At 56.6% G+C, this 11,986-nt stretch carries 10 protein-coding genes; 2 read left to right on the forward strand and 8 right to left on the reverse strand.

The genetic code is table 11. The features are described 5' to 3' along the window. Nucleotides 1–7: 7 nt before the first annotated feature. Nucleotides 8–295 (forward strand): ArsR/SmtB family transcription factor, encoded by a 288-nt coding sequence (locus tag AC2FLP_RS17275; RefSeq protein ID WP_117869814.1) that lies wholly within the window; start codon nt 8–10, stop codon nt 293–295. 3 nt (nt 296–298) lie between these two features. Here the strand turns inward: AC2FLP_RS17275 and AC2FLP_RS17280 are convergent, their stop codons facing one another. Continuing rightward, nucleotides 299–3,379: a cyclic nucleotide-binding domain-containing protein gene (locus AC2FLP_RS17280; RefSeq protein WP_496685120.1), complete on the reverse strand. Its 3,081-nt coding sequence runs from the start codon at nt 3,377–3,379 to the stop codon at nt 299–301. A gap of 160 nt (nt 3,380–3,539) precedes the next feature. Between AC2FLP_RS17280 and AC2FLP_RS17285 the strand changes: the two genes are divergently transcribed. After that, nucleotides 3,540–3,902 carry a DUF3307 domain-containing protein gene (locus AC2FLP_RS17285; RefSeq protein ID WP_117872835.1) on the forward strand — a complete coding sequence of 121 codons (363 nt, stop codon included), beginning with the start codon at nt 3,540–3,542 and terminating at the stop codon, nt 3,900–3,902. A 6-nt stretch (nt 3,903–3,908) separates the two neighbouring features. Here the strand turns inward: AC2FLP_RS17285 and AC2FLP_RS17290 are convergent, their stop codons facing one another. The 7 genes from AC2FLP_RS17290 to AC2FLP_RS17320 all read right to left on the reverse strand — a co-directional run bounded on the left by AC2FLP_RS17290 (nt 3,909) and on the right by AC2FLP_RS17320 (nt 11,878). Then, nucleotides 3,909–4,640, reverse strand: coding sequence for a hypothetical protein (locus AC2FLP_RS17290; RefSeq protein ID WP_496685119.1), 732 nt, complete (start codon nt 4,638–4,640; stop codon nt 3,909–3,911). 56 nt (nt 4,641–4,696) lie between these two features. After that, nucleotides 4,697–6,001 carry an NAD(P)/FAD-dependent oxidoreductase gene (locus tag AC2FLP_RS17295; RefSeq protein ID WP_496685118.1) on the reverse strand — a complete coding sequence of 435 codons (1,305 nt, stop codon included), beginning with the start codon at nt 5,999–6,001 and terminating at the stop codon, nt 4,697–4,699. Then, entirely contained in the window at nt 5,998–6,672 is a 675-nt protein-coding gene (locus AC2FLP_RS17300; RefSeq protein ID WP_117869816.1) for a TetR/AcrR family transcriptional regulator, read from the reverse strand. Before AC2FLP_RS17300 ends, AC2FLP_RS17295 begins: the two co-directional genes overlap by 4 nt. After that, on the reverse strand, nt 6,673–8,217 hold the full coding sequence (locus AC2FLP_RS17305) for a trimethylamine methyltransferase family protein (RefSeq protein ID WP_496685117.1): 1,545 nt from the start codon (nt 8,215–8,217) through the stop codon (nt 6,673–6,675). Nucleotides 8,218–8,219: 2 nt separating this feature from the next. After that, a complete protein-coding gene (locus tag AC2FLP_RS17310) occupies nt 8,220–10,622 on the reverse strand; it encodes a GcvT family protein (RefSeq protein WP_496685116.1) in 2,403 nt (800 codons plus the stop codon). 110 nt (nt 10,623–10,732) lie between these two features. After that, the gene (locus AC2FLP_RS17315) at nt 10,733–11,362 is read right to left on the reverse strand and encodes a glutathione S-transferase (protein ID WP_496685115.1); all 630 of its coding nucleotides are present in this window, start codon (nt 11,360–11,362) and stop codon (nt 10,733–10,735) included. A gap of 18 nt (nt 11,363–11,380) precedes the next feature. Beyond that, nucleotides 11,381–11,878 carry a class I SAM-dependent methyltransferase gene (locus AC2FLP_RS17320; protein ID WP_496685114.1) on the reverse strand — a complete coding sequence of 166 codons (498 nt, stop codon included), beginning with the start codon at nt 11,876–11,878 and terminating at the stop codon, nt 11,381–11,383. Nucleotides 11,879–11,986 lie beyond the last annotated feature (108 nt).

The raw sequence follows: 11,986 nt of genomic DNA on the forward strand, positions 1-11,986 counted from the left end.
GTCGGACATGAAAGATAGTGCAGCACGCGCGGCTGCTTTTCTTAAAACACTGGCGCATGAGGGGCGCCTGATGATCTTGTGCCATCTTGGTAGTGGTGAAAAATCCGTCGGCCAGCTTGAAGATTTACTTCAGTTGCGGCAGGCCGCAGTCAGCCAGATGCTGGCCCGCCTGCGCGAGGAAGAGTTGGTCTCGACGCGTCGGGAAGGCAAAACGATCTACTATTCATTGCGCGACGGAAACACTGAAAAAGTGATCCGTCTGCTTTACGATCTGTTCTGCGACACGGACTGCTGATCGCTAATTGGACACATATCCGGCAATAACCTGCAACAGCTTGAACGCGGTTGCTGCATCGTTTTCCACAACGGCAAGGAATTCTTCTTCACCGATCCGCAAACAGGAAAGCGGGGTTTCTGCCACCATGCTTAGCGCACGTGGTTCTTTTCTGATCAGGCCCAACTCTCCGACCAAAGCGCCGGGCCCGACTTTGGTGATCAATTGGTCAGACCCCTGTTCTTGTGGCAGGTAAAGACCTGCTTCGCCCTCCAAAACCACATAGGCGCCGTCGGTGGGTTGGTCATCTTTCAAGAATACCACTTGCCCTGGCTCGGCATCAAACCAGCGCGCACCAAAGGCCAGCAGACGCAGCTGCCGCCGATCCAGACCCGAAAACAAGGGGGTTTGTTCCAAGGCGCGTAGTTTCCGCGTCAAATCTGTCGATGCTGCACTGTCTTCCTCCACTTCCACGGGTCCTCCGTCCGAGACCACACGACCTTGCATGATCTCCACGTACATGTCGAATGCACCAGGGTTTTCGAACCGATCATTCAAATAGATAACGGTGGTTTCCGGTAGCAGTTCACGGAGCCGTTTAAAGACGGCCACCTGCGTATTCATGTCATAGCTGGCCAGCGCGTTTTCCAGAATCAGAATGTCAGGTTTCTTGATCGCCGCACGTGTAAAGGCCAAGGGTTCGGCAAACACCGCCGGAAGATTCTGACCGCCCAGAGCAACCTGAACATCATAAATCAACTCAGTAACCAATGGCCGCGCGCCATTTTCCGCCAACACATCGACAATCAGCTTGCGGGCTTCATCCGAACGGGCCCCGCCAATTTGGCTGACTTTCCCGAACAGCGCATTTTCCATGACCGTCAATCCAGGCGCAAAGACGTCCGGATCCAGTGGAACGAAGACGTCCTTCAAACGCTCCATCAGTTTCTCGGAATGGCTGTGCCGCAGTTCGAGGATGCGATCCTTCAGTTCATCCGTGAACGCAGGCCCGATCTGTTCGGCAGAGATCACAAAAGGGACGGCCAGCATATTGGCCAACTGTTCGTCATCCAGCCCGTCCGAACCTTCTTTGCGGGTCTGGTCCACCAGATCCACCGCGACTTCATAGGTCTTTGCGTCAAGACCGAGCTTTTGGAACAACGGGTGGTCCGTTCCATCGATCCCGAAGATCTGGCGCAGCATTTCGATCACATCGCGGGTCAACGCGATCAATGTCTCGTCCAGCCCCAATTCGCGTAACTGTCCTAGAAAAACCTTCTGTTGCGCAAGCAAAGCTTGTGTCACAGGAACACGTGGCGTTGCGAAAAGCAGATTTTCAGCCACAGGCAGGGCCGCGTTATACGCGTTCCGGTCAAAGACAAGTGCCTGTTGTTCCAGTCCCGCTTCACGAACGGCTTGCTGCACAAGTGGGCGCAACTCGATCAGTTTCTTTGCCAGTTCACAATGCTCGGCCGCATCAAAACATTGTTCCGCGCCCCGTTGGAACAGCGCTGCGCCAAACCCCATTCCATCAATCAACTGCAACCACCAGGCACGCAAATCTGCGGCGTCCTGAAAGCCGGCCAGAGATGGATCAAGCCATTCCGCCCTGAACGGGTCGGCACTGTTCCCCGCCCTCAGGGATTCGAGAAAATCCGGATCTTCCGTGGAGTCAGTCAGCGGTTTGAACCGCATCGGCATCATCACGTTGTCGCCCAACGTACCCTGAAACATGACTGGGCGCGATGTGACATACCCGATACGTACGGCGACAACTGCCTGATGCAACTCAGCCAGTTTCAGATCCCCTATCCGCACCTGACCAGCACTGGGCCGTATTTCCCGTGTCAGCAATTCGCCAATGGCGCGTCGATCTTCTTCACTGGGTGCGGCGATACCAATTGTATTCCCGGCAGGAAAGCTGAGGTCCAAATCATCAAGCAACTGATTGCCATCCATGTCCCGCACCGAAACATGATCCAGAACAATTTTGCCGTTCAGGTGTGGCCACTCGGCAGGTTCACCTTCAAACAAGGTTTCATCGAGCATTCCGGCCGGAGCAAACCGGTCAATGACCACGTCCCAGCGCAGCGACATGTCCTGGGTCTGGTTGTAGTAGGTCAGCAGCTCTTTCCATGGTGAGCTGAGATCCTTGTACGCAGCCAATGCGGCAACCAGCGCCCCCAGCGAAACCGAACCCTGAAGCACCAACAGACCGCCAATCAGGTAGAACATGAATGGTGTAAGCTGCGAGATGAAGTTATTCAGGAACTTCATGAAGAACTTCTTTTGATAGATCTGGAAACGGATGCCGAACAGGCGACCCAATTGCTCAGAGATCATCGACCGCCGATAACGCCAACCGCCATTGGTCCGCAGGGTGGACGCGCCCACCGCGTTCTCGCCGATCTGCGCGGCGAGAACGCGAACCTCCTGAATGCGTTTTTTGTTCAGCAGGTTGATCTGGCGCTGTAGTTTGGGGATCAACCAGGCCTGCAACGGAATGAGGGCCACAGCGGCAAGCCCAAACCAGACGCTTTGCAGGAACAGGAAGGAAAGTATGGTGATCATTTGCCCGGCCTGCAGAACAGGTTGACTGATCGCATCGCCCATCAAGCCGCCCATCGGCTCGCTTTCGGCGGTGATCATTGACACCATCTCGCCCTGGCTGACTCGCTCGAAATAGGGTTGAGGAAAGCGCAGCGCCCGATTGATCAACTGATAGCGAAAGCGCCGCAGCATCCGTTCACTCAGCACACCTTTCATGGTGTTGATGCGCATTTTCATCAGGCCATGGCACAGCACTGCCGCCAGAAAGGCAAAGCACAGAATAATCAGAAAATTGGTCTGCGACATAGAATAGCCCCAGACTGTCACCTCGGAGGTGGACGACCCGATCGCGTCATTGATTATTCGTTTTGGCAACTCAAGAGTGAGGTACAGCAACGGAAACAACGTCGCCGTCACGGCCAGCAGGATCAGCTGTTCGCGCTTGGAGTATTTCCAGATAAAGCGGAATATTGTGCGTTCTATGGAACCTGCCCCTGCTGCTGACCGACGACGCGGATTGAACGTAATGCATGCAATTTCAACAGCATGAATCAAATGTCATCCAGATAGGATAAGCAAATTTTTTCCTTTTGGAAAATTTCTTGATGTAATGTGAACTAGTTCATTTACGCGAGCCCGTTTTATTGCCTAATGTTGGCCTGAGAACGATATCGGGAGGGTTCTTTTGGCAGCCAGTTTTGGCGCAGTGTTTCTTATGCTTTGTCTTTTGCTGATCAAGCATATGTTCGCTGACTACTACCTCCAGACACCGAAGATGCTCTCCGGCCGGGGTGAGTATTTTCACTTGGGACGCGCGCAACATGCCGCTGTGCATGTTGTGGGTTCTGTCGTCGTTTTTTTGGTATTCGGCGCACCGCTGCTTTTCATTCTGATCATCGCGGCGCTGGAGTGGTTTATCCATTTCAATATCGATTACATCAAAGCCAGCTATTCAGACAAAAAGCGGCTTGAGCCAACGCAAGCCGCTTTTTGGCGCGCGGCAGGTTTAGATCAGTTGATGCACAACCTGACTTATTTGGCGATGGTTTGGGCGTGGGTCACCTTCGCCGCCGCCTGATCCGTGCTAGGCTGCATGGTCCAATACACCAAGCCGATAGGCCGACAGCCACATCCGATCCAGCACATCAATCTCATCAGGGTCGAACCGGTGCTCAACTTCCCAATACCGACCCGAGGCAACATAGTATCCAAGGTCGTTTTCAAAACGCCTTGCTTTTTGCATGGCACTAACAGCGGGAAGCGGTGCTGCAGTCAGGTCGGATATCCTGGCTGACGGGAAAACCAGCCGACTCGGCCCATTGGACAACCGCACGGATCTGCACCCCTGAGCGCCCGCGAAAAGCCCCAGCCGTGCGGATTTCGCTTCAAGCGAGCGCAGTGTCACATCCTTTCGCAACGGGTCTGCAGTGCCGTTTCCATAAAAATGCGTTCGCCCCGAACCTGAATACATCATGTCGCAGCCAAAAAACGCCAGTACATCCGGTTCCAGAGCTGACAAAGCCCAATATCCAGCCGTGAAAGCCATCGTTCCGCCAGCGTAGACGAACCCACCATAGTGATTCTGTCTGGGGACATATTCGTCGGCAGTGACTATGTGTTGAGTACCGAGGACGACCGCAGGGCGGCGCTCTGCCGGGAAATCTTCAGGATGGATCAGGTAATCCCAGTCGTCTCGGATGCGCCACGCGTTGTTGATGGCAACGACATATGTGAATGGCACGCGCGACCATGTCCGCGCCGCCAGCGCCGAAGGGGCACTACCAAGGATCAATACGGTTGTCTTTGGGTCGGTCATAGTGGGGCCACGCTTGTTGACAGCCCTACACGACATAGACCTTTTGCGTAACGCGGCTAGCCCAGAACCGAGAAACTGCTTTCTTCATTGATCGGGCGTTTGCGTGAGTAGAAACCCACGTCGATTGTCCGCCTGATGTATGGCAATTCGAACTGCAACGGGTTCGCGTCGTGATCCGCGCCACTTTCGCAGTAGTCGATCAGCGCTGCCATCATCTTGCCCGCAATCGGCGCGTTCTTGTACTGGTTTCCGCTGGAACCACAAGCCATGTAAAACCCCGGCAGGTTGGATTTGTCATAGATCGGAATCCAGTCGGTCGAAGCATCATATAGGTCAACCACACCGCGCGTCTTTGAAGGAATGCCAAGGCTGGGCACACGCTGCGCGTACCGCATCGCCTGTGTGGTCCATTGGTCGGTGAATTCCCGATTGTAGTTCACATCGTCCTCGCACCACTGATGCGGATCACACTCCGGGTCTTCCGATCCAACAAGGATGTGATTGCCGTGTTCCGGGCGGCAATAACAGGCAATGTCGCTGTCCGAGACGATGGTTCCGTCATTTTCAAAGTCGAACCCTTCCGGGGCGGGAACATGCACGACTTCCTGCCGCAAGGGCCGGGTTTTGATGGTCATATCGTCCAGAACACCGGCCATCCCGTTGATGAAGGCCGAACCCGGTCCCGCAACGTTGACAACGACTTTGGCGTGGATTTCCTCGCCCGAAGCCAGCTTGACACCGGAAACACGCCCGTCCTCGGTCAGGATTTCCGTGACTTCAGCGCCGGTACGCAGCTCGGCCCCGTGCTGTTTCGCAGCATCCATCAGGTTCTGCGCCGACAAGGCAGGGTCTGTGACATATCCCGCCTGAGGCCAGTACACACCGCCCGACATCTTGCGCCCGTTGGGCTGGCCGAATTCCGGATCATCCATGCGCCGCGCCGGGGCAAAGCTGTCCAGCGAATAAACCGGCAAGCGTTCAACCACTTTTTCACCTAACCATTCCTCAAACGGGCAATCCAAATCGGACGAATTGCGCATGTGCTTTTCCAGCATCCCGTTCGCTTCGGTCTTCATGACCAGGCAACCAGTTTCGCGGAACTGCGCAAGGTTCGCGTCCTCCGGCAAGCCAAGATACTCAGCCCAGTCGCGCCAGTAGTGGTATCCTTCCCAGGCAAACGCGGTTCCATCGAAAGTGGAATAATGCATCCGGACAATCGCACAGGACCCGGCCGTAGAACCGTGCCCGACCTGAGAATTCCGATCCAATGACAGGGTTTTCCATCCCGCTTTGGACATCTCGAACGCAATGGCCGCGCCGATCACGCCAGTACCGATGATGATTGCGTCTGGTTGGCTCATGTCTGGTTTCCTTTCCAAAAGCGCAGGGAGTATGCGCTGAATTCTTCAACTTCTTCAGGCTTCGGCTCGACACCGGTAAAGGCGTAGAGGTAATGTGGCACCATCGAAAGCCGCATCTCAATGGGTTCGTTCAATTGCGCCAGATCATAACCAATCTGCATGTAATACAGCACGCGTGCCCGGGTTTCGGCTTCGATCTCGGAATATCCGTAGCGGGCGAACATGGCGTGCAGCGCTTCCAGCCTGCGGGCGTCCGACTGGTCCAGCGTACGTCGCACCTTGCCCGACTTGCGCGCCCAATCACGTACGGCAAAATCCAGCGCGGTGTCGAACAACTGGGTATTCACCACGCAACGATGCACGTTGCAGACGGCCGCCGTGATCGTCTTGGCCGGGGCTTCGGCCTGCGCGATCAAAGCGGCCGTGTTGGTCGCCTGCCAGCGGGCCAGCAATGCATCCAGCAACTCTTGTCGGGATTTGAAGTACCAATAGAAAGACGATCGGGATACCGCCATCCGTTCGGCCAGGTTCAGAACCTTGATCTGGTCCACCCCGTCCGAAACCAGCACATCCATCGCCACGTTCAGCCAGTCGTCACGCGTGACCTTGATGTTGCCGACCAAGGGTTCGGCCTCAGGGTCATCACGATGAAGGATCGGTTTCGTATTCATTCAACTCTCCGGAGGTGCACCGCCCTCGGCGGTACGACGGGCAATGAAGTCATGTAAATCACCTATCCGATCATTGTCGACAGCGGGCGCCTGGAAGTCACTCAGAATGCCCTTCCAAACGTCCGTCGCCCGATGACTTGCGTCCACCGAACCACGCTCGGCCCAAGTGCCGAAATTGGCGTAGTCATGGACATGCGGTTGATAAAATTCAGTGTTGTAGCGCTCCATCGTCTGGCTTGATGCAAAGAAGTGACCACTGGGTTCAACCTCACTCAATGCAGTTTCAAACCCAATCTCGGACGGCCCCGCCTGCGCACCCGCACAGAGTTCGGCGACCATGTTCAGAACTTCCGCATCGCAGACCAGCTTTTCGAAGGAAACCGTCAACCCGCCTTCCAACCAGCCTGCGGAGTGGATGATCACCGTTGCGCCGGCCATAAGGCATCCCCAAAGCCCAAACTGGTTCTCGTTTGCGGCCTGTACATCGTTGATGTTTGACGCCGATCCGGCAGCCGACCGCCAGGGCAATCCAAGATGCCGCGCCAGTTGGCCCGCGGCCAGCGATGCCTGAAAGTGCGACGGCGTCCCAAAGGCGGGCGCACCGGACTTCATGTCAACATTACTGGTGAACGTGCCATAACAGACCGGAGCACCAGGATTGGCAAGTTGGGTCAAAGTCAGCGCGGCAAGGGCCTCGGCATGAGACAAGGTGATCGCCCCGGCCACGGTGATCGGTGCCATCGCGCCCATCAGGGTAAAGGGTGTGATGATCGACATCTGACCGTGGCGGGCGAAGTCGATCAGACCTTGCGCCATGGGGATATCCAACGTGCGCGGGCTGTTGGTGTTAATGATCGTGTAGCAATGCGCATGGCCCCGGAACGCATCATCCGAAAGACCGCGGGCTGTGGTCAGCATCTCAAAGCAGTCCATCACCTGCGGGGTTCCACGCGAAAAGAAGAACGGAAACTTGTCCGTCAGTTCCATCTGCGCCCGGGTCGTGAAGTAGTGACGCAGATGGGTCGGCACATCCTGAGGCTCAACCTGAGGCGAGATCATCTGAAACACGTCGAAATGATGCGTGAGCTTCAGAAATTCCAGATAATCCTGACCCGTCGCAGGGCGCCGACCGCGTTCAAGATCGGTGGCATTCGGGGCACCGGCTCCGGGCTGGAATACCAACGAGCCCAATTCCAGATTGAAATCGCGACGCCGGGCACCGGCGCGACAGGCAATGGATTTGGGCGCTGAGGCGACAGCGGTCTCGACGATCTCGCGTCCGATAAAAACCATCTCACTGTCTTCATCCACCCGCGCGCCGCCCTGTTTGAACAGTTTCCGCGCCTCGGGAAGCAGGGTCTTTACCCCCAACTCCTCCAGTGTCCGCAACGCGGTGTCATGCATGTCTGCGATTTGGTCGACAGGGAACACTTCCATCAATGGAAAAGGATTCCTGAGGTGGCGATAGTTCACATCGCGGCTGGGCTGCGGGGCGGCTTCAGCCCCCCGCCCCCGCCGTCGGCGTCCTCGCTCCGGAGCAGTCATGATCAGCCTCGCATCGCTTTGCCCTGAGGATCATAAGGCGACGGCGCAATCACGCGCGCCGGACGTTCAACCCCCACCACGTGGACGGACAGTTCCGTGCCCGGTTCGGCTTTGTCCCGATCGATCAGCGCCATCGCCAAGGACTTGCCAACATAATGCCCGTAACCGCCCGAGGTTACGAAACCAACGCGCTCTCCATTAGCCCAGACCGGTTCGTATCCACTGGCATCTGCGTCCAGAGCATCAATTTCCAGTGTCGCTTGAACTTGCGCGGGGCCGTTGCCGTCGCGTTCGGCAAGCGCGCCCACCTTTCCAACAAAGTCTTTGTCCCAGTCGATCCAGCGATCCATTCCGGTCATACCCGGTGTATAGGCTTGCGTGAATTCCGCCGACCAGATGCCAAAGCTCTTCTCAAGCCGTGTTGACAACATCGCGTTGAAGCCGCATTCGCGGATACCTTCCTCGGCCCCCGCTTCCAGCAAGATGCGGCGCAGCTTGATGTGGTCGCCATAGCGACAGTTGATCTCGTACCCTTTTTCTCCGGTCACCGACATGCGGGCCACCCGGGCGCGCACGAGGCCGATATCGAAATCGCCGCAGCCCATGAATTTCAAGCCCGAGATATCCTGTTCCGCCAGTTTTTCGACAACCGTCTGTGACTTCGGCCCGACCACGGCAAAGCCACAGTATTCCTCGCCCAAATCACGGATATTGACCCCATCCGTCACGTGATCGTCGAACCAGCGCATATGCCAAGCCCGCAGATAGTAGCTGCCCATGATCCACCAGGTCCCGTCGCCCCAGTTGAGCACGGTCAGATCGCCCTTCAGGCGTCCGTCTTCACCCAGCATCGGGGCAAGCTTGGCGCGGCCCGGGCCGGGCAGTTTCGACGCCATGACATTGTCGAGCCAGTCTTCCGCGTTCGGACCGGAAACCTCGAATCGCGAAAAGCCCGAAATATCCAGCAAGCCCGCACCTTCGCGGATCACTTTGCATTCCTCGGCCACAATGTCATGCGCGTTCGAACGCTTGAGAGTAGGCGTTTCCTCGAACCCTTTCGGCGCGAAATAAAGCGGCACTTCAAGATCCCAGCTCACGCCCCATTTGCACCCTGCCTCGGTCATCGCGTCATGCGCCGGTGCCATTTTCAGCGGCCGCCCGGCGGGCAGTTGCTCGTTCGGATAGGTCATCACGAAGCGGCGGGAATAGAACTGGCCGGTAGTTTCGCGGATATAGCGCTTGTTCTGTGCAAAATCACCGTACCGTGCCACATCCATTGGCCAGGCATCTGCCTCAGGCTCGCCATGGATCATCCATTCGGCCAGCGTCTTACCGACACCGCCGCCTTGCAGGAACCCGGCCATCACCGCACAGGCGGTCCAATAGCCGCGCTTGCCCGGCACCGGGCCGACCAGCGGGTTTCCGTCTGGCGAGAAGGTAAACGCGCCGTTCACCCATGTCTTGATACCGACGTTCTGGATCGCCGGATAGCGTTCGAACCCCAGCATCAGCTCGTTTTCGATACGGTCCAGCTGCTCCTGAAACAGTTCTTCGCCATAATTCCAGGGTGCGCCGTCCATGGCCCAGTGCTCGTGATCGACCTCGTATATGCCGACCAGAACACCCTTTTGATCCTGCCGCATGTAGGTGAAGCCCTCCAGATCCACGGTCATCGGCATCTCGAAATCGGCCGCCGCGACCTCGGGCACCGTGTCGGTGATCAGATAGTGGTGTTTCAGCGGAGAAACCGGCAGCTCGACCCCCGCCATGCGTCCCACCTGTTTGGCCCACAGACCGGCGGCGTTGACCACATGTTCGCAGGTGATCGTGCCCCTGTCGGTCACCACCTGCCAGCCATCCGCCGTCTGGATCAGTTCCTCAACCTTGGTTTCCTCGTAGTATTCCGCACCTCTTTTTCTGGCCGCGGTCGCGTAAGCCTGAACGGTGCCGGTTGTATCGATATAGCCCTCACGATCTGCCCACATCGCACCCAGAACACCATCCGTGGACATGATCGGGCAACGCTTCTGCGCCTCTTCCGGGCTCAACAATTCGCAATCGTCGATGCCGATGGACTGGAAGATGCGGTAGTTGGCCTGTAACCACTCCCACCGTTCGGGGGTTCCGGCGAGCGTGAGACCACCGGTCATGTGCAGGCCGATATTCTGGCCCGATTCCTTTTCGATCTCGCTGAGCAGATCAATGGTATAGGCCTGCAAAGACGCCATGTTCGGATCAGCGTTCAAAGCATGGATGCCACCCGCCGCGTGCCACGACGAACCAGACGCCAACCGCCGCCGCTCCAGCATGACGACATCCGACCAGCCGAACTTGGCCAGATGATACAGAACCGACGCCCCTACAACGCCTCCTCCGATGACCACTACGCGATATTGGGACTTCATCCCGACCTCCCTGAACAAAATCTAAGGAGACGCTAGTGGCACTGTTCACCTCTGTCTAGACATTTCTGTACAGTGCTGATCACAGCGAAACCCGGCACGGCTTGGCAAGTTTACAGGCTTGCGCTTGGACGAGATTGGATAGCCTGAAACCACGCCAGGGTGGCAGCGTTGTCTTCCGGGATACGCATCTTGATGACACGGGCGAAATCGACAAAAACGAAAACCGAGATATCCGCTAAAGAAAATACGTCACCGGCCACAAACGGGCTTTCCTTCAGACGCGACTCCAGCATTTCAAAGAATGATGCCACACGCTCGCGCCCGCGCTGCGCAAGTTCGGGTATCTGCGCATGGTTGTAGGGGCCCGGAATGGCGCGATCCTTGAAGGCCGGATGACCGTTGCGCAAAGCCTCGGCAATCGGCGCCCCTCCCTGCTGTTCGACAATCGCGTTCCACATCAGGACCAGACCTTTTTCCTCGGGGGTTCGGCCCATCAAAGGCGGTTCGGGAAACTGTGCTTCCAGAAAAGCCGCAATGCCCAGGTTTTCTGTCAGAGCGGTTCCGTCATCCGTTACCAGAACTGGGATCGTGGCCCGTGGGTTCACAGCGCGAAAAGTTGCGCTCAATTGTTCGCCATTCGCAATCGAGATATCACGTGTTTCGATATCCAACCCTTTTTCGGCAATGAACATGCGCGCGCGGCGAGGGCTCGGAGCAGTAGAGCAGTCGTAAAAAATCATGGCATTACCCCTTTTCGGTCAGCGGCGATAGATGAAACAGCGTCCTTCAACGGCACCTTCGGGCAATGGCATCTCGGTCAGCCCTTCGAAATACATCCGATCACTTGAGACCATCAACCCGCCCGGAGCAAGCAAAGGCTCGATGAGAGGAGATACGAACCGCGCAAACTTGTCGTTCTTTTCGCGATTGTGCCCGCCAAGATCCGCGTGGATCAGGCTGGCTGAAGCGCCGAACCGTTCAACCGATGCAGGCAGGGTGTCCCGCACATCGCCCAGAATCACACGATCTTCGGGCGGGGTAGAGTCGGGGTGCGAGGCCACCGCGCGTTCGAACACATAGACCGGGCGGCCATCCATGTGCTGCACAAGATGATGATATGTACGCCCGTTGCCCAAACCCAATTCGAACACCGGACCTGTCATGCCTTCAGTGTGTTTGATTGCGTGATCCAGACAAGCACGCTGTGACACCATGCGATCGATGAACAGATCCAGACGGCTTTGATTCTCGGACACCGGAAAATATCTCCTTGATACAACTCGAGAGCATAAATGCGCCCAACACCGCCCTTGATGACAAAATCTCAAGACTTTGTGTAGCGATGAAGCCCTTAGTTTCACGAT

The sequence above is a fragment of the Ruegeria sp. CDSA141 genome (assembly GCF_059612005.1).

Excerpts from the sequence above, each read along its gene's own strand:
- AC2FLP_RS17285 (WP_117872835.1), top strand. The coding sequence starts at position 3,540 with ATGCTTTGTCTTTTGCTGATCAAGCATATGTTCGCTGACTACTACCTC.
- AC2FLP_RS17290 (WP_496685119.1), bottom strand. The coding sequence starts at position 4,640 with ATGACCGACCCAAAGACAACCGTATTGATCCTTGGTAGTGCCCCTTCG.
- AC2FLP_RS17310 (WP_496685116.1), bottom strand. The coding sequence starts at position 10,622 with ATGAAGTCCCAATATCGCGTAGTGGTCATCGGAGGAGGCGTTGTAGGG.
- AC2FLP_RS17315 (WP_496685115.1), bottom strand. The coding sequence starts at position 11,362 with ATGATTTTTTACGACTGCTCTACTGCTCCGAGCCCTCGCCGCGCGCGC.
- AC2FLP_RS17275 (WP_117869814.1), top strand. The coding sequence starts at position 8 with ATGAAAGATAGTGCAGCACGCGCGGCTGCTTTTCTTAAAACACTGGCG.
- AC2FLP_RS17295 (WP_496685118.1), bottom strand. The coding sequence starts at position 6,001 with ATGAGCCAACCAGACGCAATCATCATCGGTACTGGCGTGATCGGCGCG.
- AC2FLP_RS17305 (WP_496685117.1), bottom strand. The coding sequence starts at position 8,217 with ATGACTGCTCCGGAGCGAGGACGCCGACGGCGGGGGCGGGGGGCTGAA.
- AC2FLP_RS17300 (WP_117869816.1), bottom strand. The coding sequence starts at position 6,672 with ATGAATACGAAACCGATCCTTCATCGTGATGACCCTGAGGCCGAACCC.